The sequence below is a fragment of the Quyinboa sediminis genome (assembly GCF_042219855.1).
Lineage (GTDB): Bacteria > Bacteroidota > Bacteroidia > Bacteroidales > UBA5342 > JBHJHP01.
Genome location: NZ_JBHJHP010000005.1, coordinates 33,084 through 56,848 on the forward strand (window position 1 = coordinate 33,084; position 23,765 = coordinate 56,848).

Genomic DNA, 23,765 nt, shown 5'->3' on the forward strand with positions numbered 1-23,765 from the left:
CAGGTTTTTGCCTAAGCTGTTCTCATGCCTTTCCTGTCAGAAAATACAGATACACCGGAATTAAAATTCAGTTTTGGAATGGACAAAACCGGTTTCTTCTCTCTGCGCAGGGGTAAATAGATATAAAAAGAAGCTCCTTTCCCCTTTTCGGATTCCAATATAATTTCCCCCTGCATCATATCAACCAGCTTTTTTACAATCGCCAAACCGATTCCTGTTCCTCCGTATAACTTCTCAGCATTATCGTGCGCCTGATAAAAACTATCAAAAATGTGCTCATGTTTGGAATCTTCAATTCCGATTCCGGTATCTGAAACAAACATACAAATGTTCTTTTCATCTGTGTATTTTATTCCGAATGAGATGTTACCTGACTCTGTGAATTTTAATGCATTATCAAGCAGATTATTAAAAATCTGTACCAGGCGTTGTTCATCTCCTGAGAAGTTGATATCGCTAACCTGAAGATCAAGTTCCAGCAAAAGGTCGTTATTATCCCGCAACTTTTCAGAATATGCTGAATAAATGGAGTTCAGTGTTTCCGCTACATTAAAACTATCGTTATTCAATGTGGCGAGATTGGTATGGAGTTTAGAAATATCCAGGATATCATTGATCAGCGCCAGTAATTCATCGGAACTTTTATTTATAATGCTGAGATATTCCCTTTTAATATCCACCGGCAAATCCTCTTCTGTCAGCATTTCAGAAAATCCAAGTATACCGTTCAACGGGGTTCTGATTTCATGGTTCATATTTTCGAGGAAGGCACATTTTAAGCGTTCACTTTCTTCTGCCTTCTCTTTTGCGATGATCAGTTCGCGTAATAACAGGTTTTTCTCCGTAATATCATTGACGATGATATGGTACAACTTTTTATGGTGTATGGTGATCTCACTGAAAAACATTTCCACATCAAAGAGATGACCATCCCTGTGTCTGTGCTGACATTCGGTATGAAAAACACCTTTTGAGATATTAGATTTCAGCATTTTCTTTATATCCGACCACTCGTCAGAAGAGATCACGGATATATTCATACCAATGAGATCTTCCAGCTTCAGTCCATAACATATACCTGCTGCTTTATTCGCATCAATAAGTATTCCCGTTTCTGTGTCAATAATCAGTTTCACAGCACCATGGCTTTCAAACATTGTTCTGAACCTCTCCTCATCTTCCAGAAGCCTTTTCTGATGGTTCCACAACTCCGTCTGGTCCCTGAATGCGACTACCATTCCCACTATGCTTCCCTTATTATCTGTTAAAGCAGAAAAACTCCCTGTAACATGTGGTTTTTCTCCCATACGATTTTCCAATCTGACATCCAGATCAATCTCAAAACTGACCCCATTTAACAACACATCCTCTGTAGCTTTCCTGATATCCAGCATAGTCTTGTTTGAAACCAGTTTAAATATCTCATCCGGGTGACGGCCAATGGCATTTTTTTCCTTCCATCCGGTAATCTCTTCAGCTGCTTTATTCATCCGCACAATTTTTCCCTCCAGACTGGTTGTAATCAATGCCTCCAGGGTGCTGTAAAATGTAGAGCGGTACAGATTTTCTGCTTCTTTTAACAAACGCTCGTTGATCAGCTGCTTTTCTATGGCTTTCAATACCATGCTCATGGCAACCAGGGCGGTTGGTAAAATCAACATAACCGGCAGCCATATCACTTTAAAGATGGCCAGACAATCATATCCGGGTGTCATAAAAATTGTAGGCAACGTCAGCATATGAACCAACCCACCAAACAAAAACAGATAGACATTCTTAGTCCTTTCAGGCCTGTTATGCGATATCCACCTGAATACTAAACCAACCACACCGGAGATGACAATTGATGCCATCCCAGAGTACATACCTGCACCACCAACCATAAAACGATACAAGGATGTTATCACCACAGAAACCGCTGCGGGAAGCCAGCCTCCGAAAAGACCTGCCAGTGCAATAACGATGGTTCTTCCATCAATAAATATCCCCTCTTTCAGTTCAAACGGAACAGACATACCAGCCACAGCTACAGCACCAAAACATAAGCCGGTTGCTACTTTATAAAGTAAAGGTTTTTGTGCCCTCAGTCCTGCAAAAACACTATAAAAAACTGTTAATGAAACAAGTAACGCTGAATTCTTTATCAGGTCCAAAGTAATTTCCATAAATCATATCTCCTCAATCAATCCGGCCGCCAAGATAACCATAATTTAACACCAAACAAATTCATTTAATTTTTATTTAATTTTCAATTAACCACCAATAAGTCTTTATATGTACCGCTTTTTCGTATTTACCTGAATCCCGGCGTTATTAAAAGGGACCAATCGCCATAAGAAAACCTGAAATAAAGAAAATAACAGGCCTTTGACTCCTCTGTCCTTAACTAATTGATGGGATTATCTTATCAATTTAATTTGTTCTGTCTGGCAAAATCATATTTACCTGCCTTAGAATAGCACAAATTCGCAAAACTGTTGCACAAATGTGCGTTGTTCTTGTACTGAAAAAGTATTTGAATTATGTTTGTATAAACGTCTGAAGAAATGCGAAAAACAATCATTTTATCATTTTTATTCCTGCTTACCATGATGTTAGCGGTTGAGGGAGTTGCACAGGAAAAATCCATTTATAAGCCATCTTCATTTGGCAACATGGATCTTAACAACACCTCCAGCCGGTGGTGCTACCAACGCAGTGTGGAATCAGAGAATTTTATTATTTTCTGGGAAGCAGGATATGGATCGAACCCCAAAACAATAGCAGATGCGAGTTACAGGGTTAATACCGATGCTGTATTAAACATAGCAGAAGCCGGTTTTAGCATGTACCGCGATTCCATGAAATTCATTATCAAGGGACAATCCAAAACGGATCAGTATAAAATGATCATCCTGTTATTCTACACAACCGACTGGATTGCCAGTGGATCGGGAGTGGATGATATGATCGGACTGCTTAACCTGAGTGCCTGGGCCGCACAGGCTTTGGGCGTAACGGTAGCACACGAAGTAGGACACTGTTTTCAGTACCAGGTTCATTGTGACGGTTTCCCGGGAGGCTGGATCTATGGTTTCGGTCCAAATGCATCGGGAGGTAACTGCTGGTGGGAACAGTGTGCACAATGGCAGGCATTTAAGGTTTTCCCTGATCAGCAGTTCAGCGATTACCGTTTTACCGAATATCTCGATAATTCCTACAGACATATCCTGCATGAGTCACCGCGATATGCCAATTACTTTATTCAGGATTACTGGACCTTTCTTCATGGTTTTGACTTTATCGGATACCTGTGGCGGGAATCAACATATCCGGAGGATCCGGTTGAAGCCTATAAACGTCTTACAGGAATTTCACAGGCAAAATTTAATGATGAAATGTACGACTGTGCCTCGCGGTTTGTGACCTGGGATATTCCGGTTCTGCGTGAAAGGGGAAAAAACTATATTGCTGCCCGTTCTTCCAATACCTTAAAACCATCAGATGACGGATACATGATTATTGATCCGAACGAGTGTGTGGAAAACTATGGATACAATACCTTTCGTTTAAACGTCCCCGATCCAGGTGAACCGGTTACGGTTTTCTTTGAAGGTAAAACAGGTACTGACGGATACCGGAACGTAAAAAGCAAGACCTATGCCGGATGGCGTTACGGTCTGGTTGGCCTGAATGCCGACGGAAGCAGGTTCTACAGCCCAGTGAAATCACCAAGTTATATAAAATCACTGGATAACCCCAAAGATACATTAACTGTCACCTGTCCGGAAAACTGCACAAAGCTCTGGCTGGTGGTGACCGGTGCACCATACCAACACTGGCGTCATGCGTGGGATGACGATGATTCAAATGATGAACAATGGCCTTATCAGGTAAAATTTGCACATACCAACTTATATGGTACGTTTGATTTTACTGAAGAAGATGTGCCGCATAATGCCACCATTACGCAACATGTAAGGATGGTACCCTTTGTTGGCAGCGCCAATCCGTATCCAAGTACAGCTGTTCAGCCCAACCTGGAAACGGTATGCCGCGCTTTTTGTCTGAATCTCAGTGAAGTGAAATCAGCCTTCGGATCAACCATAAAATACTGTGCCATAAATCCGAATGGATCATATAACTATTCTTCCACTGCCAACGCACCCGGCCACTGGTTCAACAAAACCGGAAATGTAACCAACTGGGGAAACAGCAGTTATATATTCTCTGAGCTGAACTCCGGTACCCTGACATTTAATATCGGACAATACCCTGATATTTGCAAGGAAGGCGATGAATTTACCATCAAACAGGGACTGGTTTACACACCTGCTGGAGGTACTCCGGTTTCGGTAACTTTTGTATTCAACATTCTGGTAACGTCTGATATTACAGCGGGAACAGATGAAAAACAGGTAGTACAATTTGATTCTCCTGTTCTGAATAGCTATGTCAACGATTATATTTTACTGAATAAATCGTATGAGAAGGTGGTCATCTATAATATGGGTGGGCAGGTTATAAAAACAGTTTCGAACACCAGCAGAATAAATTCAGCCGATTTAGCATCCGGCGTTTACCTGATATATGTTGACGGAATGACGGGGAAGGTGGTGAAGAAATGATATGATAAAATGCAGTTTATTAAAAATAGAAGAGACGCGATTAATCGCGTCTTTACTATTTTATATTGTTACATTTATTTTTAATCTCTATTAATGCATCACTTATTAAACAGTCCAGCTTAAAAAAACATTCGTATTTTACTTCAATCCTTTCTTGTATTTCGTTACTTCCAGGAGATCTGATAACTGTTCTGCATTGTTCATTTGAAAAGTCAATGGAATTAATTTTCCGGACATTTTTGAGGAAAACATGCTTTTTTTCAGGTCGTCATTAATGTTGAGTTCTGTAACACCGGGCCTGGTCTTTTCAGTAAAATAAAAAGACACCTTAAAATGCTTATCCCAAACCGATAACCAGAATATGGTCTTCTTTTTATGCACCACCTTACACAGCCACGCACCACCATCCTTATAATAGTGCCACAGGAGTTCAAAATCAAAGTCGTGCTCAACTGTTTGTCTTAATTCGGAAAACACCGGAAATACATTTTCGCCTAACACTTGTTTTAATACATCATCGGTTGGTTCTACTTCCGAATCGCGGAGTTGAGGTTTTTCTGGAGTCATTTTGAGAGTTTTAGAGGTTTTGTAATTTTCAAAGTTATAAATTTTAATGAATTAAAGCTTACGGTCTCTCATACAAACGGTATCTATATTAATTGAATTCAGTAAACAAAAGGTTATAAATATCCATTATATTAAAAAGTTTAAGGAAATTTGTAACAACCGATGTATTAACCAAATCGATAATACTATGTCCGCTTCTATCGACCATCTACCGCTTTCTGCTGAACTTATTGAGCTCATCAAAGCAAATTCAACAACCATAGATGTTCCCAGGAATACAGAAGTCATGTACGAGGGCCAGTATATTAAAAATATTCCTATTGTGATTAAGGGTCTGGTTAAGGTTTTTATTAAAAATGAAGATAAAGAATTATTGCTCTACTATATACAACCCGACGAAAGTTGTATTATGACTTTTAATGCCAGTCTGGATAATTCTCCCAGCAGAGTTTTTGCTTCAACGGAAGAAGATTCATCGGTAGTCTTGATGCCGGTTGATAAAGTATTTAAATGGCTAAAGGAATACCCGGAAATGAACGTCCTGTTTTTTAAACATTACAATGCCAGGTACAGCGAATTAATCGAGATGATCAACCATATACTGTTCAATAAAATGGATGTTCGACTTTTAAATTACCTAAAATCAAAAATCAAAGTTAAGAATCAAAATCCTATCCGTATTTCACACAAACAAATTGCCAATGATCTCGGTACAGCCAGAGAGGTTGTTACAAGGATTCTTAAAAAACTGGAATATGAAAATAAGGTTCAACAAAATTCCGGATTAATAAAAGTTATGCATGTGTGACTGTAGTCACTGACTTTCTTATTTCATCTCCATATTTTTGTTTAGAATCAATTTAAATAATTGAATGCAAAATATGGATATCTCCGATTGTATAGTAAAGGTATTAGGTTTTGATTTCTCTTATGCATTGTTCTTTAAATGCATTGTTAGCTGAATCATATATATCATGTTAATTACCCTTACAGCAATTTTCCTCCTCACATCTCTCACAAGTATCTGTTCACTGTGCTTCCATTGAAATAAGTACATGCTTAAAAACACGAGGGTTAATGTTACATACCCTTTGAGTCTAATATCATTCGTAACTCTTTTAAAATTAATGCTTATGAAAACTACATTTACACATCGTAAACTTACCAGCCTTATTACATTGTTCTTTGTAATTATCGGATTCGTTAGTCTTGCTCAAAAAAAACACATTGTAGAGGCTTCCATAAATGTTTTCACACCTTCTGAATTAACCATTAACGCTGGTGATACGGTCGAATGGAGAAATATAGAAGGGTGGCATAATGTAGATGGATTACAATCAACCTATCCCGATAATCCAGAATCATTTGGCAACAGCCAGGGCAGCGGATGGGTCTATTCACACATTTTTAATGCTGAGGGTGTATACAATTATCATTGTGATCCGCATGTCGGTCTTGGGATGAAAGGGAAAATTATAGTTGAAGCTTCTGCAAACAACCAGGGACATACTTTAACAATCAACTTCTCATCCATGAATCCTCATGTCGGCCAGACCCTGTACCTTTCATTAATTGATTCTGAAACCGGAAAAGAAGTTGAACGAAAAACAGAAGATATAGATGCATCCTTTTCTGTACAGCTTTCGGGCCTTGAAAAAGGACATTCATATCATGTGGACTTCTTTGCGGACTTTAACGAAAACGGCATTTACGATACGCCTCCAACGGATCACGCCTGGAGAATGGAGGTCAATAACGTTTCAGACGATGTAATACTAGATTTCGTTCATAACACGAATTTCACTGATATAAGCTGGGAATATAAACTGACTTTGAATTTTATGAATATGAATCCGCATCTGGGACAGAAATTAACGTTTTACCTTGTTGATGCTGCCAATGGATCAGTCATCGATTACAAGATGATATCAGAAATCATCAATCCTGATTTTTCCATTGAATCTTATAACATAGTTCCAGCTGGTTCCTATAATCTTGATTTTTATGCAGATCATAACGGAAACGGAATTTACGATGCGCCTCCTGTTGACCATTCCTGGCAAATATTACTAAACAGTATCAGCAGAGATACAACAATAACATTTACACATAATACAAACTTTACAGATATATCGGCAGTGACACCAATAATAGCTCCACTCAGTGAATCACCAACACTATATCCCAATCCCGTTTCTTCTGCGTTAACCTTGCAGTTGAATGATTCCGGCTATGAATACCATTCCATCTATGATATTTCAGGCAAGCAACAGAAGGTTCATATTTCAACCTATAATAATGTAATGGATATAAAAGTGAATGAACTGAAAGCGGGGATTTATTTCGTTGAACTTCTGAATAATAAGGATCGAATGTTTCTCAAATTCATAAAAAACTAACTATGTACAGATCATTTACCATAATACTTTTGGGTTTTATTTGCACAATTGCGTTCTCTCCTGGTGTAACAGCACAGGATGCAGAACCTGTTGAATACGTTTTTAAGGGAACCAGGATTGTTAATGACCAGTCTGTCAATCTTGCAGATAAAGGTGAACTGTTGCTTCTGGTCCAGCACCGTTTCGGAGATGTGAGTGGTGGTTATTATGAGTTATTCGGTCTTGATCAGGCAACAATGCGACTGGGATTTGAGTATGGTTTTGGATCATTCTTCAATGCGGGCATAGGCAGAAGTACATGGTTGAAAACCTACGATGCTTTCGCAAAACTAAGACTGGTGCGTCAAACGTCCGGGTTCCCTTTTACAGCCGTTATTTCCGCCGGGGGTTCAGTCCCTACAATCAGAAATTTTTTCCCTGAGCCAATGAATTCATTTTCGGATAAGGCCTCAGGAAATGTGCAACTGTTGCTCGCAAAAGAAACGGGCAATTTTGGGTTTCAGGTGTCCCCCGGATTCATTAAAACCGGAACCATCGCTGGTCTGAATAAAGACTTGTCATTCTTTACAACAGGATTTACAGGTTCCGTAAAAATTGTAAGAAAAGTCTCTCTTAATCTGGAGTATTTGCATGCTTTTAATAAACAGATCTCAGGCGACAATACACTTTCATTGGGTATTGATATCACAACAGGCGGTCATTTGTTTCAACTGATCTTTTCCAGCAACCAAACCATGTTGAACCAGGGATTTTACTCCAGCAAGACCGGTTCATGGACCAGTGGTAATATCTACTTTGGGTTTAATTTAATTCGAGAATTTACATTAAAATATTACTGATATGGAACGAAAAGAATTTATAAAAAAACTGACCATTGGCGGCAGCGTGCTCTTTGCCTCACCACTGCTTTTTAATGCTTGTACTGAAGATAACGGCATGGTTGACAACCAAACTTCGAATGACCTTGTCATTGACTTAAATGATGCTGCATACTCTGCACTTTCAACCGTGGGAGGTTTTGCCTATAAAGATAACATCATTATTTTCACAACAGGAACGGACACCTATATGGCACTTTCAAAGCTATGTACACATCAGCAATGCACCGTCAGCTATAACCATTCATCGGGGACAGTACCCTGTCCCTGCCACGGGTCAATCTATTCAACTTCAGGTGAAGTATTAAATGGTCCTGCTACACAGGCACTAAAACAATACACAGTAACTAAAGATGGTAATACCCTGATTTTAAAATAGTCAGTCAAAATATTTAAATATGCCGCTCGAACCCCCTTCATTAAACATGTTGGCAGAATTCATTACGTTATGTATAAAATGGTTTGGTTAAATCCAGATAAGGACATCCACATGTTTACCTGCCGAAATGTTTTCTGCAGCCCGTATTTCTGCTTTTAACGATAAGGAATATGCATTGGTTTTGGTATCAAACCATATGGCAGTTTTCCACTCGCTTTTCCCTACTCTTGCTGTTGCTTTTAGTCTGCCCCAGCCTTCCTCTTCTGATTTAAATATTGTTCTGATTTCTTCGGATAATGCTATCGGTAATGTAACAAAATACCAACCACCGGAAGTACCGTATTGCCAGGGTATGGCGCTAAACTCATATTTAACTCCTTTCATCTGCTACAAGTATAGATTAATCACTTTCCCTGTTCCGGTTCATCAGGATGTAAACAATAGGAAGTACACCAACTGTATTAAAAACGGCAATGCAGATAAACCAGGCCAGATGATTATTCCGGGCTGATTTCCACATGCCGGTAATTTTCCATACACCTTCCCAGATGGCCAGAATAATGATGACAGGCAATAACCATAAATGGGCTTCAAATAACTGTTGTACGTTTTCCATTTCAATCTGTATTTAGAATACTAAATATATGAATTTCAGCAAAATAAATCAACCATCCACAGCGCGAATAAACACCTTTAAAATACAGATAGATCTGTCCAGGATTTAATTCTTTAACCACCTATTTATTCTCCATTAAATCCTTAAGCCTCAGGCAGGCAATAACATAATTATAAACGGCCTGCAGATAATCCACCCTTGTACCTTCATAAGTATGTTGCACTCTCAATAAGTCCTTAGGCAGACTACGTCCTTCAGCAAAAACTGAACGTGCTATTTCAAGGTTTTTACGTGCCAGTAGAATATCCTGCTCTTTTCTTTTCATATCTCTTTGGCCGGTATGCATATCAGAGACAGCTTTTTGCATATTGGCTTTTTTCCGGTTGATAAAATCCGAAATATCATAACCTGTCTGATCCAGTTGCAGCCTGCCTGCTTCAATGTCGTGTGCTGAACGGATTTCCTTGCTTATTGGAATATTTAACGATAACCCAACAAAACTGTTACCATACCAGTTGGCAGTATTGAACAAATCCAGCGAATTTGCATAGTAATTTGTTCCGTATGCTGCATTTAACGATAAAGTAGGAAGGAGCATTTTTTTTGTATTTAACAGCAACAGGCTATCCTGCATATAGCGACTCTGTAATTTTTTATAAGCAACAGAAACTGTTGGATCAAGACCTGAGGCTATACCACTTTTCAACATCTGCAAAACCTTATTCAGGCTGTCGGCCGGTTCAGGTAATATGTCAGCCCCGGGATTTAGTCCCATCTGATAAGCCAGTTCCAACCTGGATTGCCTGTAAACATTAAGGGCCTGCTGATACCTGCTCAGCGACTGGCTCAAATGTAACCTTGACTCATTGACATCCTGTGTATTCAGACGCCCCTGTCCGGACAGATCCTGAGCGACAGCAAGATCCTTTGCATATAATACCGTATCCTGACTGGCATAATTCAGTTGTTCGCGTGCCAACACTGCTTCAGCGTAAGCTTTTGTAACAGCCGTTCTGAGCGCCCCTTTATCAGCTCTGTAATTCAGCTCAGCCATTTTCCCTGAATGCCCGCTCATAATCAGTTGCTGTTTACGGGCAGGATTAAAGATGTCGTAGTTCAGATTCAGCCCGATGCCGGACTGCCAATCAGTACCAAATTTCAGATATGTCAGTTCACCTGATGTTGCATCACCCGTAATAAGTCCCAACGGAACAGGTGTTGATGGTATAATCAGATTTCGTCTTAAGGATACTGTTGATGAGATATCCGGCAACTTACTGGTTTCTTCTGCTGCCAGCTGCTCCTGTTTTATCCTGACCTCCAGCTCACTGCTTTTCAGCGACGCATGTCTGTTAAATGCTGTATCAATGGCCTGATCAAGTGAAATGTGTTGCTGTGCATATGTAGTCCTGACTACTAAAGAACAGACTATTGTAAGAGCAAAAAGCTTTATTTTGATCATCTTTAATGTATTCATTTTCCTCATTTTAATTTCTGAAAACAGATGCAGGTTCAACCGTTTTAATGGTCCTCACAGAAAAGAAAAAGGTACTCCCCAGGGAGATTCCAAAAGTGACCAGAAAGAGTCCCAGCATTAACATCGGTCCGATATGGATCAGCAATCCGGAACCGGAAACTGCAGCTTTAAATGCCGTCAGCAGTCCGATTGCTATGATGAAGCCTGTAATGGAGAAAAGCGCTGACTGGGTGATGATCAGCTTTGTTATAAACCTGTTTCGTGCACCTATGGCTTTCAGTGTGCCGTAATCCCTGATCCTGTCCATGGCCGAAGAGTAAAGCGTAAGACCGATGATAAAAAATCCACTGAGGATGGCGAAGATTACCAGAGAACCAATACTGGAACCGATATTGGAACTGACCACAAGAAATTTTACCGTTGTTGAACGCAGGTTGTCTGTTGTCCATGCCCGTATTCCCGGTATGGCTGCATTGATATTCTTCACGACCTGCTGAGGCGTGAACCCATCATCAATACTTACTGCAATGGCACTGATTTTTACATCAGACGTTTTGCAATACATTCTCGCCTTATCCAGGGTAGTGTAAAAATAGGATCCTCCGAAACCACGTGCATTTTTTGTCTGCATGCGGATAATGGCTTTGGTGCCGTTTATCTCCAGTTCTGTCCCCACATCCGTTGAACTGCCAAATGTTTTGGCATCAAAATAGTCGGCGCTGATCCCATAATCTTCCACAAGATCGTTGAGCGTACCTTTAAAGATTTTTTTCCTGTTTGGACCGGCAACAAAACCCGGAGGATTGCTGCCGATAATATTCACAGGAGCTGTCTTACCGTTCTTAAACCTTGCCACTGCTGCACCAATAAACATGGGTTCAGCCGACCGTACACCATCGATACTCTGTATTTCATAAACCTTGCGTTTATCAAGCTGCGACAGATTATTTGCATTTTTAGTCATACTGTCCACCACCCATATCTGGGTTGTCGCAGTCCGTGAATTATTGATCAGTCCACCCATAAGATCCATCAGAAAATTAAGGATGCCGATCTGCTGACCGATGAGAAACGTACTGACCACAATACCAATGACCACACCAATACTTTTGGCTTTATCGTAGCGAATAAATTTAAGTGCTGTGCGTAACATAGCTTACTTTGTTTTTATTGTACACTCTACCCTGCTGTTAAACAGCAGTTGTTTTGTATTGTCCAGTTCTATGCGCACCTCCCTTACTCTCCTGTCCTGCTGGTCTGTCGGACTTGAGGTAAACAGTGATTTCTGAGACAGGTATGGTGATACCATGATGACCTTTCCTGTGGCGATGACCTTACTGAACCCAATATGCCGGATATCTGCCTTTTGTCCCGGTTTGACCTGGGAAGCAAACATTTCATCAATCTCACAACGAACCATTACCGGACCTTCAGGAGCAAAGGTCACCAGGGTCGTATTCCGGCCTACGGTATTGTTTAAGATGGTATTCATTTTCAGAATCTGACCGTCTTGCGGTGCTTTAACCTCTTTTTTTGATACTGTGAGCTTCGCTTTCTGAATGTCTACATCCAGCGCTCCCAGCTGCGACCTGGCCACATTAAGATCAGCATTCCTCTGTCTGAGATCAGCCTGCAGGCTCTGAACCTTCGTTTGCAGGTCGTCCAGATTCTGCTTTGTCTCTGCTCCCGAACTGATCAGCACCTTTGCTGATTTAAGATTGGATTCCGCGTTCTGAAGCGTGATCCGGGTATTTTCAATACCGGCTTTGGCTGCTTCGATCTGATATTGCTGTGTTTGTTTTTGTTTCAGCAGCTTTTCCAGGGCCAGTTGTTCCTCTCTGTTATCCATCTGTATAATGACTTCCCCGGAATCCACACGATCACCCATGTTTTTAAAGATTTTTGTCACCGTACCCGGCAGCTGAGCCGCCAGATCAGTGATCATATTTTCCGGTTCTACCAGACCGATACCAACCACCTTGTTTACGTTCTGTACCGCATGCAATGTTGTAGAATCCGACCGTGTTGTTTTTGCTTTGGTTCCGTCATCAGAAGATGTACTCTTACCACATGCGGATAACAGCATGATGACCGGTAACAGAATAAATATGACTTGACGTTTCATATGGTGTATGTTTTGTTGTCGCTTAATTGTCAGGTGGCAAATCAGCCATCTCTCCGTTTTCGATATAGATAATTTTATCGGCATAGGCCTTTAAACGATGGTCGTGTGTGACCACAATAACACACCGCCCCTCCTTGGAAAGTGTCTTTAAACGCCCCATCACTGATTCAAAGCTGGCCTGTTCCAGAGAGGCTGTCGGCTCATCACACAAAATAATGGATGGATCGTTGATCAGAGCGCGCGCAATGGCGACTCTTTGCTGTTGCCCACCACTCAGGTTCCTGGGAAGACTTTTCTTACGGTCACCCATGTTTAGCTTTTCAAGTGCCTGCTCAGCTTTATCCCTGGCTTCCTGCTTGCTTACTCCCATAAGCAAAAGGGGCTGCATCACATTTTCAACGGCATTCAGGGGGGCAATGAGGTTAAAATACTGAAAGACAAAGCCGATATTGTGAAGCCTGAGATCTGCCAATGCTTTTTGTTTCATCTTATTTACAAGCTGCCCTTTAATCTCCACCGTTCCTGATGATGGATAAATAACGCTTCCAAGAATGGAAAGCAGGGTAGTTTTACCGGAACCGGAAGGTCCCAGCACCAAAATAAGCTCGTTCTTATAAAATGAATAACTTACATCGTTCAATGCCGTTATGGTGGTGTCCCCCATCTTGTACTTCTTGCTCACATTTTTAAGCAGAGCTACCGGTTCTTCATCTCCTGGTGTGCTGTTTTGGTTCATGCAACTGAAGTTTTAATGGCACTTTATCCTTATTTCATGAGATAAATAACTTATCTTACTTATTAACAAAATGATGTGAATTTTGTGGTGTTAAAAAAGCATATAATTCGGGCATCCTGTTTAGCTTAAATTAAACAAAATGAACATAATACAACACTGTTTTGCATTTTTTAAAACCACAGAGAAAGTATATCTACCGGTGGTAAGGGAACTAAGTTCTAAAATGAATGATACCGGTATCAGGTAAACCCGGTGTATATAAGTGCAGCAGACAACGTTTGATACTGTTGCGGATGTTTCACTGCTTCAATATAAGGTAAACTTTTCCGGAATCGCTGATCAGGCCTGCATACCATTTAATGATGTCGAATAGCTGATACGTCAAGCTCCGTGTTTGAGAAAGAGGATATACCATAATCGTCCGAAATTTTAGCGTTCTAATAAAAGTTTTCGCTCATAATTCCGGTTCAGACCAGGGATCCAGGGGTCTTTTATTTTAGGTTCTGAAGGATGCCGGTTTTCTCCTCAATATCCAGGGTTAGTGCATCCACAGATATTGTTGCACCGGAGATGGCGTCAATATTTTTTCCTGCTTCCAGTTCCCGTGATCCATCATATCCAGTGAATTGTTTCAGCCAGCCACGCGCGGTGACTTCCTGACCGTGTGTAGCCTGATAATTAAATACTTTCACCATACGGACCGTTTTATCCGGATCAAAAAACATGAAATAGTCAAAATATTCTGAATCGCCGTCATGATTTTTATTGCCGTTGATGGAACAGCCTCCTGCCCTGCAGCTTAACACGCGTCCAACATACACAAAACGGATGGTCGCTTCAGGATCATCCTCTATGCGGAAAAACTTACCATTAACCGTATGCATTTTGATTAAGGAGTCAGGTAAGGTAATTTCCCTAAGGTGTTCAACAGAATGTACTTCATATCTTTGAAGTGCCTTCTGCAGGCTTTTATGCTGAAAATCAACAGCATTTTGCGCAGGCACTCCAAAAACTGAAGCTGTAAATACTATTCCGATTATAATAATTCTGATCCCCATATTCCGGTTTAAAACATCACACCTATTCCGACACTGAAAACCTTACTGTAAGCATTATCACTTCCGTTTTTCACAAACTGCATATCAGCCTTAACCACGGCTCCTTTTGTCAGCCCCAGTGTCAATCCGGTGGTAATAATATTCTTCTCATAAGCAGGATTCGCCGTGATGGATGGTTCAACCTGTTGGTGTGTGTTCAGATATTCATAGCGAATAAAAGGAACCAGTTCATTTTCCGTATTACAAAACCGGAATACATTATACCCTGCTTCGACATACCAGCCGGTCATGGCACGCCCTAAATCATTAGGTTTTCCGTTTGAATCTGCAGTAAAGGTGTTATACTGAGCCGTATTGCTTAAACCGGTGTAATAAAACTGTCCCCGGAATTCAAATCCACTTAATGAATACCGTGCATCAACACCTAGCATTGTGATCCCAACAACTGATGAGTCTGCCTTTGCAAGACCTGCCTCATTGTTTTTATCCATGTCATTGTACAGGGTACTCTCGGTTGAACCAATATAACCTGAGACGCCCACATTTAATCCCCTGATGCCATAGTATTCAAGTTTCAGAGCCAGGTCCGGTGAGCTGATAAATGACTCAGCTCCCTTCTGACGTCCTTTTCTTAAGCCGTTTGAACCGTTCAAATGTGGCGAACCATCGTAGCCGTTAAAGCCATTCATAAGATAGGCCTGATACTTTAATGAAGCCGGCAGAATATTTCCGGTGATACCAAATCCTATTTCACGCCATGTAGTCGGTGCTATGGTATTGTCAACCACAGGGCGTTCCACACCGTTAAAGGTTGTCGGTTCGTGGTATTCATTGGTGATCCCCATGGGAACAAGGATCAGTCCCGCTCTCAGATTGATGTAGTTGTTCAGCCGGTGTTGTAAAAAAGCCTGTTCCACATAAACCTCCTCTACATGCTCAAACTCGAGTTCAGAAACAAACTGTGTTTTACTGCTGAAATTATAGCCCAGTAACATGACCAAACGATGTACATCGAGCTTGCCGTTATTCCTCACATCTGCATCCAGTGGCTGATTATAATGAACCTCACCATAACCGCCAATCACGAGTCTGCCATCAGTTGATAAGAGTTTTTCTGCAGAATTAATATACTGATTTCCCTCGTTTTCCTGTGCAAACGTTAAGCCGGCCCACACCAGCACTGCCATCAAAAGCCCTGTCCTTTTCATTGTTATTTTAATTTATTCTAAATATAGATTTCCGTGACAAAACTACCACAACAGTGAAAAACAGCAATCATAAGATGTTATGATTTTATGAAACTGGAGCATGTTTCAGGGCTCTTTACAGAAAAGTTAAGTGGACCGTCAGATATGGAATCCCCTAAATATTTTGAACCTTCAGGATAATAAAAAATAATCTAAAAGTGGGGATAATAAAGAACAGATCACCGGAATACAGATGATCATAAAGGCAGGATATTTGATTCAGCCTAAGGGTAATTTAAACCTTATACTTTAAAAAAACGAATTCCCCTAAACAGAAGCGATGTGTCCTCTGTCCGGGGAATAAAAACTTAATGCCGCTGTGCACCAATGCTGAAATGCCTTTGAAGCATAAAATACGTTTAAATAAAAGCAGGTATGGTTTTAAATAAACGACATACCAATCTTCATCTGTTTCCTGAACTTACCTGTTTCAGCAATACTCAGGATCAAAATGAGGAGGCTTTACTACTCAAATTTAATGACTTCAACGGGACAGCTTTCTGCCGCTTCTTTAATATCGTCTTCATTGGAAGCAAAATCAGCGCCATCTTTCACGACAGCTTCATCTTCCATTTCAAACACATCCGGGCAAATTTCTTCGCAGAGTGCACAGGCTGTACAGCCCTCTTCGATCCATACTTTCTGAATTGACATAATATAAATTTTAGTGTTAAACAATTAATTTTAAAACGTTTATATTCTATCTCACTATAAATCAAGCAACATACAAATGTAACAGAACTTTATTTAAGGTGTTCAATAAAACCTTTATCGTAACATTATTTAATACTCCAGTTCCACTTTACTGATCCGCACTTTGTATGACTCATACCACATTGCCCTTCCTTTTTGCTTGGCATCCCTGTGCACACTGTTTTTTGCCCATCTCCGGATGGACTCCATATCTTTCCAGTAACAGACTGTAATTCCTACTTCATTTCTGGCAGATTCCATACCAATAAATCCCGGTTGTTCTTTCACCAGTTCTTCTATCGTATCCGACATGTCACTGTAGCCCAGATCACCTTCCGTTCTTACCGATGTAAAGATAACTGCATAATATGGTGGTTTTGGTGTATTTGCGTACATTTTGTCCATCTTTTTCTGTTTTTTTTTACGAGATCCTAATAATCCGGGTAGGACAATTTTCTGATGCCTGCATGATGTTATGTTCATACAGGGAATAATCCACTCCCGGCAAAACGATCATCCTATCAATAACCCTGAATACTGCCGGTGCATAAGCTTCACAGATACCACAGGCAATACAGGCCCTTTCGCTTTCATCCTTCCACACTTCCTGTATTCCCATATGTATTACTCATAACCGCCCATGCAGGACAAACATGCATTGGCATAGGCGTCATACTTATCAAATGCAGGCCCCGGCCTACCATTAACAGTAATTATATGATCCAGCCTAACGAGTAGGTCGACTCCTGTGTATACAAACTCCCCCTGATCTGCCTTTAATACTCCACGGCAAATCCCCTTTGTTTCTGCCAGTTCGTTGTGGCGATTAAACCAGAAAATTCTTACCTGCTGCCCCCTCAGTTCCTCCAGCACATCAAAAAAGTCCGGATCAACGGGCATATAAGCATCATATTTATCCATAGTAAAACACGTTTTAAATTTATGTTTTTGCAGGAATAAATTGCGTATAGGTCCATTTGACTCCCTTTTACACCGGAGATTCAGAAGCAGATCATGCCCTGGCCAACAGGTTTAAATAACTACTGATCCTACCACCGGTATTATGCTCCTTCAAAACAGCGTCATACTGAAGCAGGATCTTTTCCTTCTCTTCTTCAGGAATAGCCTGTTCTGCCATGGGATACAATATATGATCTTCTTTGTAAATATGATCCATCAAAAGAAAAGAATAGCCACGGGCATTTTCGATGACCTTTTCCTTATCCGATCCTGACAGACCATCTTCCATACCACGCACAAAATCTCTTCCTTCCTCATGTTCGTGTAACATTACCGGAACAGGATTACAGTGCATGCAATCTTCATTCTCAAGCATGGCTATGAACAGAATATCTTCTTCTTTGGCATGGTGAAACTTATCAGCATAGTTTTTTATAAAATCTATTGCCTGTTCAAAAAAAGCAGCATCAATTGCTTTTCCTTTTTCAATCTCCTCACATTCATTTAATATGAGCTCAATTACACCCATTATATTGCGGTGTTCATCTGATAAAATATCGGTTACGTTTTGCATTTTAATATAATTCCAGTCGGTTTAAAACAGCCGTTCCATTTTTAATTTTCTCCGAAAGCGACTGAATGGTTTCTGTGGTAACAATTGCATAGAATCCATCCCTTATCGCCTTGTATTTTTCATGCAGCGGACACGGATTATCGTTATTGCATTGCTTTAAACCAAATCCGCATTTGTAAAACCAGGCATCCCCCTCCATCACATGAATCACATCAAACAATCGTAATGCTGTTTGTGTTTCGCTGAAATGAAATCCGCCACCACGGCCTTTCATTGAATCCAGCAAGCGGTGCTTAGTAAGGGTCTGCAGAATTTTTGCTGTATATGCAGCAGGCGCCTCAATTTCCTGTGCAATCTCCAAAACACCGGGCCTTTGCTTTTCCCAGTTTCTCAACTGTATAAAAACCAGTGCCCTGATGGCATACTCTGTACTTTTTGATAGCATTACTTATGATTTAACCGATATTTCACGGGCTAAATTTAATGCTTTCCTGAACAATATGTTGTTTTCAAGGTGAATATGACGATGCAAATCATCTTCAAACTCTTTCAGGGTCTGATAGGTAACCCTGTAAGTATTACATCCGTCAGGAGGACATGTATATCCGGATGTGATTTCTGACATGTGCTCAAAACGGTCTCCCTCCGTCTGATGTTCCTCAAACATCGTTTCTATCGTACTGACAGCTTCCTGGTACTTCTGTTCCGAAAGGTTGATCTCTGAATCCGCCATACGTCGAATCAACGGAAAAAGAATCAGCTCTTCTTTCTTCATATGTGCAGATAAATTACCTGCAGCCCCGTCAAACAGTTCCTTCACTGTGAATAACTCAGGATGATGCGCTCCATGTACATCACACAGTTTCTGCAGTTTTTGCTGTAAGAAAGGAATGGTATCATTCACATAACTGTGATGTCTTTTTTCGATATAATCGCATAACTCACCGGGGGCAAGACCATTAATATAGGCTGAATCGGCATCTCTCTGCTGCAGCAAATCATTTAGATCCTCCATTAATTGCCCGGCATCAATATTTGATTTCTTGCAGGCCTCATCAATACTTATGCCTCCACCACAGCAAAAGTCTATGCTGTTGCTTTCGAAAAGCTTAGCAGTTTTAAAGTTCTGCTTCACGATATCCCCAACTCTTGTACTTCCACTTATCTCCATATCTTTTACATTTATTTTGTGACAAAGATATAATTAATTTATAAAAGGATATACAGGTCCTTTTATATTTTTATCATATATTTGTTCAACTAACTATTAAACAATTCTTCTATGAGCACAAAAAAACTCTGGACCGGTTTTATTCTGGTCATGGTGATTTCGTTCGGTATCCTTGGTTGGTTCGGACACGAAATTTACAGGGATGCACCCCCTATCCCCGACAAGGTAGTATTAACGGACGGCACACAGGTCATGTCGTCAAAAGATATAAAGGACGGCCAGAATGTATGGCAGTCTACAGGAGGACAGGAACTGGGAACAGTTTGGGGTCATGGCGCCTATAAAGCACCTGACTGGACAGCAGACTGGCTGCACCGGGAAGCTGTATATATTTTGAATGTATGGTCGCAAAATGAATTTTCAGTTCCTTATGATCAACTGGGTGATGAGAAGCAGGCCATGCTACAAAAACGACTGCAAAACCAGTTACGCAAAAACAATTATGATCCACAGACCAAAACCCTGACCATCTCACCTGTACGCTACCAGGCCTATGAAGCCGTAAGTAAACATTACAAAGGTTTATTTATGGACGATCCCGGACTGGCTGAACTCAGGGAAGCCTACAGTATACCCGAAAATGCCATCAAAGATCCGGAGAGAATGGCCATGATGAATGCCTTTTTCTTTTGGGCCAGCTGGGCTACGGTTACAGAACGACCGGGTAAAGAGATCACATATACCAATAACTGGCCTGCTGAAAAACTGGTGGGTAACACGCCGCCCGGATCGCTCCTGCTCTGGACCGGCTTCAGTGTTATTATTCTATTATTCGGAATAGGCCTGCTGGCATGGTATTATGCATCCAATCGCGGCGAGGATGACCACAGTACAGTACCAAAAGTCAATCCTTTGTCCGGTACAAAACTGACACCATCCATGAAAGCTACTCTCAAGTATTTCTGGGTTGTTACCGCATTAATCCTGGTACAAATCTTAATGGGAGTAATTACAGCGCATTACGGTGTGGAGGGTTCCGGTTTTTATGGCCTGCCACTGGATAAAATGCTGCCCTACTCTATTTCACGAACGTGGCATATTCAGCTGGCCATTTTCTGGATTGCCACTTCATGGCTGGCAACCGGTTTATTTATTGCACCGGCTATTTCAGGGAGAGAACCAAAATACCAGCGCTTTGGCGTGAATTTTTTGTTTATCGCACTTCTGATCATTGTTGTCGGATCACTTGCAGGTCAGTGGATGGGTGTGATGCAAAAACTGGGTCTGATCGAAAACTTCTGGTTTGGACATCAGGGGTACGAATACGTTGATCTCGGCCGTTTCTGGCAGATCTTTCTACTCATTGGCCTTGTCCTGTGGCTGTTTTTAATGGGACGTGCCATTCTGCCGGCCCTGAAACAGAAAAATGAACACAGACATCTTTTGACCATGTTCCTGATTGCCTCCATCGCTATTGCCGCTTTCTATTCAGCAGGACTGATGTGGGGAAGACAAACCCATCTTGCCATGGCAGAATACTGGCGCTGGTGGGTGGTTCACCTCTGGGTGGAAGGTTTCTTCGAAGTGTTTGCAACCGTAGCGATCGCCTTCCTGTTTGTAAGGATGCAACTGATAGGATCGAAAATAGCCACTTCAAGTGTGCTTTTCTCTACCATTATCTTCCTGTCAGGCGGCATAATCGGTACGTTCCACCACCTTTATTTTACCGGTACGCCAACTGCGGTACTGGCTCTCGGTGCCTCCTTCAGTGCATTGGAAGTTGTTCCGCTGGTTTTGATGGGTTTTGAAGCCTATCACAATATCAGGCTCAGCAGAGCCAGCGACTGGGTGTCGGCCTATAAATGGCCTATCTACTTTTTTGTGGCTGTTGCATTCTGGAATTTTCTTGGTGCCGGAATCTTTGGTTTCCTGATTAACCCGCCCATTGCTCTTTATTATATGCAGGGACTTAACACCACACCGGTTCATGGCCACACCGCCCTGTTTGGTGTATACGGCATGCTGGGTATCGGCCTGATGCTTTTTGTGCTTCGCGATATGGATCTGAGCGCCAACTGGAAACAGAAACCGATCAAAAATGCCTTCTGGCTGCTCAATATCGGATTGCTGCTGATGGTTGTGATCAGCGTACTGCCGGTAGGACTTGCACAGACCGTTGCCAGCGTAAAACACGGACTGTGGTATGCCCGTTCTGCAGAGTTCCTGAATACACCACCGTTGCAAACCATCCGCTGGCTGCGGGTGATTGGTGATACCATCTTTGCCTTTGGGGCACTGATCCTGGCCTGGTTTGTCTTTGGATTGAAATTTGGCTGGTCGCTGAAGAAACAGCAATAATTCAAAGAGCCGCTGCAGAGCGGCTCTTTTTTATTCCTGCATGACCAGAAAGGTAGTATAGGCTATAAAGGTTACCAGCAGAACAGCGGCTTCCCAACGGTCGAGTTTCTTTCTCTGTCCCGTAAACATAGCTATAAACAGGAAAATGGTTCCACCGGTTAATATCCAGAGATCGGTATTGAAATGGGTATTATAAGGAATAGGCTTCACAAGTGAACTGATCCCGAGAATCAGAAAAATATTAAAGATATTGGATCCGATGACATTCCCGATGGCGATATCGTTATTCTTTTTCATCACGGCCACTACAGAGGTGAACAGTTCCGGCAGCGATGTTCCGGCAGCGATTATGGTCAGACCGATAACCTTCTCACTTACCCCAAGTTCTGTTGCAAACTTCACGGCATTATCCACCACCAGCTTTCCACCAATAACCAGACCGGCTAAACCTGAAGCAATAAAGATCGCAATCAGCCAAACGGGGCGCTGCTTTTCTACCGTTGCGTGATCCGGTAAGTCAGTTTTCATCTGTCGGTACACATACCAAAGAAACAGTGCAAAGAGCATCAGAAAAATCATACCATCCAGTCTTGAGATGACCGGAAGTTGTCTGTGCAAGGTATCATTGGCCATAAACAGCAACAACAGTGCGGCCATCAACGACAGAGGAATCTCCTTCCATACCGTCCCTGATTTCACCACCAGCGGTGATATCAGACCAGCTACTCCAAGGATCATAAACAGGTTAAAATTATTGCTGCCAATGATATTCCCAAGCACAATATCATAATGTTGCTGTGAGGAACTGATAATGTTCACCACCAGTTCAGGCGCCGACGTCCCAAATGCCACAATCGTTAACCCAATGGCCAGTTCAGAAATTCTGTATTTCCGTGCCAGTGAAGATGCTCCGTCAACCAGCCAGTCCGCACCTTTTACCAGCAGTCCAAGCCCTAAAAGCATATATAGAATATTCCAGATCATATCAGCACCAAATGTATGACAGAAATTAATGCATACTGCAATTTTATCATCTTATTATTGGAGTTATGAACCAGTAAAACCGAAAAGAGGAAGTCAGAACCTTCCATGTTGCTGTGAGTCGTCCTCCTTTGCTGACAAAGGAGGTGGCTTTGCCGAAGACGAAGCCGGAGGATTTATTAAAAAAAGTATCCAATGTTTTGACTTATAACGTTCCCGCGGTAAGGTGTCGTGGCAGTTTCTGTCCGATAGGATAGGAACTGTCAGGACGAAAAGTACTTTGCGCGAACGTTGATAATTTTGGTTTAAAAGTACTGCCATGCACTATGACCGCGTGTTGTGCAACGTTTTTTATCACTCAGTATGTTTGTCTTCTTTTACCAGTCCATTGATGAAATCGTCGAAACAATTTGCAATGTGAATATCTTCATTATTTTCCATGTCAAGCCATCTCACAGAAGGGATTGAATTATTTCTAAAATCAAGTGAAATCCAATAATGTCCGTCCCCTGATAAAAGGACTTGCTTTTCAGGTAATCCCCATTCCTTTGTCATGTAATCGGAGTCAAGGATGTTTTGAGCTGTGTCGATAGATTTGTCAGTCACTATGCCAAACATTTCATTAAATGGTACATGATCTTCAGCCCAAGAAGTTTTTTGTTTCATTGGAAATCTAAAACCTTTCGTATATCCTCCATTTTGAATTTTTAAAAGTTCTATCAATAGTTTTGGTAGCTGAACTTTCAATGCAAATTCTGCACTCATTATCGTTTTATCAGTCAACGGTGGATGTTTATAAAAGTTTTCAGCCCAAAAGTTGCTTTTATCGACAGTCATTTTTTCTTTTCAAATTGTTGCATAACTAGCATATATACTGATATTTATTCAGCATTTCCATCCAATAGGGTTGATTTTGCGGTATTGGTTTCAGCTTTATTT

25 protein-coding genes are annotated in these 23,765 nt (G+C 41.2%); 6 read left to right on the forward strand and 19 right to left on the reverse strand.

Features of this window, described 5'->3' with window-relative positions:
• Positions 1-11: 11 nt before the first annotated feature.
• Positions 12-2,165: a PAS domain S-box protein gene (locus ACE1EF_RS12750; RefSeq protein ID WP_375721058.1), complete on the reverse strand. Its 2,154-nt coding sequence runs from the start codon at positions 2,163-2,165 to the stop codon at positions 12-14.
• A gap of 381 nt (positions 2,166-2,546) precedes the next feature.
• Between ACE1EF_RS12750 and ACE1EF_RS12755 the strand changes: the two genes are divergently transcribed.
• Positions 2,547-4,607 carry a DUF6055 domain-containing protein gene (locus ACE1EF_RS12755; RefSeq protein ID WP_375721059.1) on the forward strand — a complete coding sequence of 687 codons (2,061 nt, stop codon included), beginning with the start codon at positions 2,547-2,549 and terminating at the stop codon, positions 4,605-4,607.
• A 138-nt stretch (positions 4,608-4,745) separates the two neighbouring features.
• On the opposite strand, the gene ACE1EF_RS12760 is transcribed toward ACE1EF_RS12755, so the two are convergent.
• The gene (locus ACE1EF_RS12760; protein WP_375721060.1) at positions 4,746-5,174 is read right to left on the reverse strand and encodes a DUF3788 family protein; all 429 of its coding nucleotides are present in this window, start codon (positions 5,172-5,174) and stop codon (positions 4,746-4,748) included.
• A 187-nt stretch (positions 5,175-5,361) separates the two neighbouring features.
• On the opposite strand from ACE1EF_RS12760, the gene ACE1EF_RS12765 reads away from it, so the two are divergent.
• The 4 genes from ACE1EF_RS12765 (at position 5,362) to ACE1EF_RS12780 (ending at position 8,830) form a co-directional block, all read left to right on the forward strand.
• A complete protein-coding gene (locus ACE1EF_RS12765) occupies positions 5,362-5,982 on the forward strand; it encodes a Crp/Fnr family transcriptional regulator (protein WP_375721061.1) in 621 nt (206 codons plus the stop codon).
• Between the two features lie 325 nt (positions 5,983-6,307).
• Positions 6,308-7,573 (forward strand): plastocyanin/azurin family copper-binding protein, encoded by a 1,266-nt coding sequence (locus tag ACE1EF_RS12770; protein WP_375721062.1) that lies wholly within the window; start codon positions 6,308-6,310, stop codon positions 7,571-7,573.
• Between the two features lie 2 nt (positions 7,574-7,575).
• Positions 7,576-8,412 carry a DUF5777 family beta-barrel protein gene (locus tag ACE1EF_RS12775; RefSeq protein ID WP_375721063.1) on the forward strand — a complete coding sequence of 279 codons (837 nt, stop codon included), beginning with the start codon at positions 7,576-7,578 and terminating at the stop codon, positions 8,410-8,412.
• Position 8,413: 1 nt separating this feature from the next.
• Positions 8,414-8,830, forward strand: a complete 417-nt coding sequence (locus ACE1EF_RS12780; protein WP_375721064.1) for a QcrA and Rieske domain-containing protein — start codon at positions 8,414-8,416, stop codon at positions 8,828-8,830.
• 87 nt (positions 8,831-8,917) lie between these two features.
• Here ACE1EF_RS12780 and ACE1EF_RS12785 read toward each other — a convergent pair whose 3' ends face one another.
• The 15 genes from ACE1EF_RS12785 to ric all read right to left on the reverse strand — a co-directional run bounded on the left by ACE1EF_RS12785 (position 8,918) and on the right by ric (position 19,487).
• Positions 8,918-9,214 (reverse strand): DUF1905 domain-containing protein, encoded by a 297-nt coding sequence (locus tag ACE1EF_RS12785; protein ID WP_375721065.1) that lies wholly within the window; start codon positions 9,212-9,214, stop codon positions 8,918-8,920.
• Between the two features lie 16 nt (positions 9,215-9,230).
• A complete protein-coding gene (locus ACE1EF_RS12790) occupies positions 9,231-9,446 on the reverse strand; it encodes a DUF5652 family protein (RefSeq protein WP_375721066.1) in 216 nt (71 codons plus the stop codon).
• Positions 9,447-9,567: 121 nt separating this feature from the next.
• Positions 9,568-10,923, reverse strand: a complete 1,356-nt coding sequence (locus ACE1EF_RS12795; RefSeq protein WP_375721067.1) for a TolC family protein — start codon at positions 10,921-10,923, stop codon at positions 9,568-9,570.
• Positions 10,924-10,933: 10 nt separating this feature from the next.
• On the reverse strand, positions 10,934-12,076 hold the full coding sequence (locus ACE1EF_RS12800; protein WP_375721068.1) for an ABC transporter permease: 1,143 nt from the start codon (positions 12,074-12,076) through the stop codon (positions 10,934-10,936).
• A 3-nt stretch (positions 12,077-12,079) separates the two neighbouring features.
• Complete coding sequence (locus tag ACE1EF_RS12805; RefSeq protein ID WP_375721069.1) at positions 12,080-13,048, reverse strand: HlyD family secretion protein; 969 nt, start codon at positions 13,046-13,048, stop codon at positions 12,080-12,082.
• Between the two features lie 22 nt (positions 13,049-13,070).
• Positions 13,071-13,784: an ABC transporter ATP-binding protein gene (locus ACE1EF_RS12810; RefSeq protein WP_375721070.1), complete on the reverse strand. Its 714-nt coding sequence runs from the start codon at positions 13,782-13,784 to the stop codon at positions 13,071-13,073.
• Between the two features lie 491 nt (positions 13,785-14,275).
• Positions 14,276-14,842, reverse strand: a complete 567-nt coding sequence (locus tag ACE1EF_RS12815) for an FMN-binding protein (RefSeq protein ID WP_375721071.1) — start codon at positions 14,840-14,842, stop codon at positions 14,276-14,278.
• Between the two features lie 8 nt (positions 14,843-14,850).
• Entirely contained in the window at positions 14,851-16,050 is a 1,200-nt protein-coding gene (locus ACE1EF_RS12820; RefSeq protein WP_375721072.1) for a hypothetical protein, read from the reverse strand.
• A gap of 504 nt (positions 16,051-16,554) precedes the next feature.
• Positions 16,555-16,743 carry a ferredoxin gene (locus ACE1EF_RS12825; protein ID WP_375721073.1) on the reverse strand — a complete coding sequence of 63 codons (189 nt, stop codon included), beginning with the start codon at positions 16,741-16,743 and terminating at the stop codon, positions 16,555-16,557.
• A gap of 129 nt (positions 16,744-16,872) precedes the next feature.
• The gene (locus ACE1EF_RS12830) at positions 16,873-17,187 is read right to left on the reverse strand and encodes an antibiotic biosynthesis monooxygenase family protein (protein WP_375721074.1); all 315 of its coding nucleotides are present in this window, start codon (positions 17,185-17,187) and stop codon (positions 16,873-16,875) included.
• Positions 17,188-17,203: 16 nt separating this feature from the next.
• The gene (locus ACE1EF_RS12835) at positions 17,204-17,401 is read right to left on the reverse strand and encodes a ferredoxin (RefSeq protein ID WP_375721075.1); all 198 of its coding nucleotides are present in this window, start codon (positions 17,399-17,401) and stop codon (positions 17,204-17,206) included.
• A gap of 5 nt (positions 17,402-17,406) precedes the next feature.
• Positions 17,407-17,703 carry a hypothetical protein gene (locus tag ACE1EF_RS12840; protein WP_375721076.1) on the reverse strand — a complete coding sequence of 99 codons (297 nt, stop codon included), beginning with the start codon at positions 17,701-17,703 and terminating at the stop codon, positions 17,407-17,409.
• A gap of 91 nt (positions 17,704-17,794) precedes the next feature.
• On the reverse strand, positions 17,795-18,316 hold the full coding sequence (locus ACE1EF_RS12845; RefSeq protein ID WP_375721077.1) for a hemerythrin domain-containing protein: 522 nt from the start codon (positions 18,314-18,316) through the stop codon (positions 17,795-17,797).
• Position 18,317: 1 nt separating this feature from the next.
• Positions 18,318-18,761 carry an RrF2 family transcriptional regulator gene (locus ACE1EF_RS12850; protein WP_375721078.1) on the reverse strand — a complete coding sequence of 148 codons (444 nt, stop codon included), beginning with the start codon at positions 18,759-18,761 and terminating at the stop codon, positions 18,318-18,320.
• A gap of 3 nt (positions 18,762-18,764) precedes the next feature.
• Positions 18,765-19,487, reverse strand: coding sequence for an iron-sulfur cluster repair di-iron protein (gene ric, locus ACE1EF_RS12855; RefSeq protein WP_375721079.1), 723 nt, complete (start codon positions 19,485-19,487; stop codon positions 18,765-18,767).
• A 111-nt stretch (positions 19,488-19,598) separates the two neighbouring features.
• Here ric and ACE1EF_RS12860 point away from each other — a divergent pair, with 111 nt between their 5' ends.
• Positions 19,599-21,845 (forward strand): nitric-oxide reductase large subunit, encoded by a 2,247-nt coding sequence (locus ACE1EF_RS12860; protein WP_375721080.1) that lies wholly within the window; start codon positions 19,599-19,601, stop codon positions 21,843-21,845.
• Between the two features lie 30 nt (positions 21,846-21,875).
• Here ACE1EF_RS12860 and ACE1EF_RS12865 read toward each other — a convergent pair whose 3' ends face one another.
• Together ACE1EF_RS12865 and ACE1EF_RS12870 are read right to left on the reverse strand one after the other, a co-directional pair.
• The gene (locus ACE1EF_RS12865; RefSeq protein ID WP_375721081.1) at positions 21,876-22,829 is read right to left on the reverse strand and encodes a calcium/sodium antiporter; all 954 of its coding nucleotides are present in this window, start codon (positions 22,827-22,829) and stop codon (positions 21,876-21,878) included.
• 351 nt (positions 22,830-23,180) lie between these two features.
• Entirely contained in the window at positions 23,181-23,663 is a 483-nt protein-coding gene (locus tag ACE1EF_RS12870) for an SMI1/KNR4 family protein (RefSeq protein ID WP_375721082.1), read from the reverse strand.
• Between the last annotated feature and the right edge of the window lie 102 nt (positions 23,664-23,765).

What these genes read in the sequence shown, in the direction of transcription:
- ACE1EF_RS12750 (WP_375721058.1), bottom strand. Translation starts at nt 2,165, where the DNA reads ATGGAAATTACTTTGGACCTGATAAAGAATTCAGCGTTACTTGTTTCA.
- ACE1EF_RS12755 (WP_375721059.1), top strand. Translation starts at nt 2,547, where the DNA reads ATGCGAAAAACAATCATTTTATCATTTTTATTCCTGCTTACCATGATG.
- ACE1EF_RS12760 (WP_375721060.1), bottom strand. Translation starts at nt 5,174, where the DNA reads ATGACTCCAGAAAAACCTCAACTCCGCGATTCGGAAGTAGAACCAACC.
- ACE1EF_RS12765 (WP_375721061.1), top strand. Translation starts at nt 5,362, where the DNA reads ATGTCCGCTTCTATCGACCATCTACCGCTTTCTGCTGAACTTATTGAG.
- ACE1EF_RS12770 (WP_375721062.1), top strand. Translation starts at nt 6,308, where the DNA reads ATGAAAACTACATTTACACATCGTAAACTTACCAGCCTTATTACATTG.
- ACE1EF_RS12775 (WP_375721063.1), top strand. Translation starts at nt 7,576, where the DNA reads ATGTACAGATCATTTACCATAATACTTTTGGGTTTTATTTGCACAATT.
- ACE1EF_RS12780 (WP_375721064.1), top strand. Translation starts at nt 8,414, where the DNA reads ATGGAACGAAAAGAATTTATAAAAAAACTGACCATTGGCGGCAGCGTG.
- ACE1EF_RS12785 (WP_375721065.1), bottom strand. Translation starts at nt 9,214, where the DNA reads ATGAAAGGAGTTAAATATGAGTTTAGCGCCATACCCTGGCAATACGGT.
- ACE1EF_RS12790 (WP_375721066.1), bottom strand. Translation starts at nt 9,446, where the DNA reads ATGGAAAACGTACAACAGTTATTTGAAGCCCATTTATGGTTATTGCCT.
- ACE1EF_RS12795 (WP_375721067.1), bottom strand. Translation starts at nt 10,923, where the DNA reads ATGAATACATTAAAGATGATCAAAATAAAGCTTTTTGCTCTTACAATA.
- ACE1EF_RS12800 (WP_375721068.1), bottom strand. Translation starts at nt 12,076, where the DNA reads ATGTTACGCACAGCACTTAAATTTATTCGCTACGATAAAGCCAAAAGT.
- ACE1EF_RS12805 (WP_375721069.1), bottom strand. Translation starts at nt 13,048, where the DNA reads ATGAAACGTCAAGTCATATTTATTCTGTTACCGGTCATCATGCTGTTA.
- ACE1EF_RS12810 (WP_375721070.1), bottom strand. Translation starts at nt 13,784, where the DNA reads ATGAACCAAAACAGCACACCAGGAGATGAAGAACCGGTAGCTCTGCTT.
- ACE1EF_RS12815 (WP_375721071.1), bottom strand. Translation starts at nt 14,842, where the DNA reads ATGGGGATCAGAATTATTATAATCGGAATAGTATTTACAGCTTCAGTT.
- ACE1EF_RS12820 (WP_375721072.1), bottom strand. Translation starts at nt 16,050, where the DNA reads ATGAAAAGGACAGGGCTTTTGATGGCAGTGCTGGTGTGGGCCGGCTTA.
- ACE1EF_RS12825 (WP_375721073.1), bottom strand. Translation starts at nt 16,743, where the DNA reads ATGTCAATTCAGAAAGTATGGATCGAAGAGGGCTGTACAGCCTGTGCA.
- ACE1EF_RS12830 (WP_375721074.1), bottom strand. Translation starts at nt 17,187, where the DNA reads ATGGACAAAATGTACGCAAATACACCAAAACCACCATATTATGCAGTT.
- ACE1EF_RS12835 (WP_375721075.1), bottom strand. Translation starts at nt 17,401, where the DNA reads ATGGGAATACAGGAAGTGTGGAAGGATGAAAGCGAAAGGGCCTGTATT.
- ACE1EF_RS12840 (WP_375721076.1), bottom strand. Translation starts at nt 17,703, where the DNA reads ATGGATAAATATGATGCTTATATGCCCGTTGATCCGGACTTTTTTGAT.
- ACE1EF_RS12845 (WP_375721077.1), bottom strand. Translation starts at nt 18,316, where the DNA reads ATGCAAAACGTAACCGATATTTTATCAGATGAACACCGCAATATAATG.
- ACE1EF_RS12850 (WP_375721078.1), bottom strand. Translation starts at nt 18,761, where the DNA reads ATGCTATCAAAAAGTACAGAGTATGCCATCAGGGCACTGGTTTTTATA.
- ric (WP_375721079.1), bottom strand. Translation starts at nt 19,487, where the DNA reads ATGGAGATAAGTGGAAGTACAAGAGTTGGGGATATCGTGAAGCAGAAC.
- ACE1EF_RS12860 (WP_375721080.1), top strand. Translation starts at nt 19,599, where the DNA reads ATGAGCACAAAAAAACTCTGGACCGGTTTTATTCTGGTCATGGTGATT.
- ACE1EF_RS12865 (WP_375721081.1), bottom strand. Translation starts at nt 22,829, where the DNA reads ATGATCTGGAATATTCTATATATGCTTTTAGGGCTTGGACTGCTGGTA.
- ACE1EF_RS12870 (WP_375721082.1), bottom strand. Translation starts at nt 23,663, where the DNA reads ATGACTGTCGATAAAAGCAACTTTTGGGCTGAAAACTTTTATAAACAT.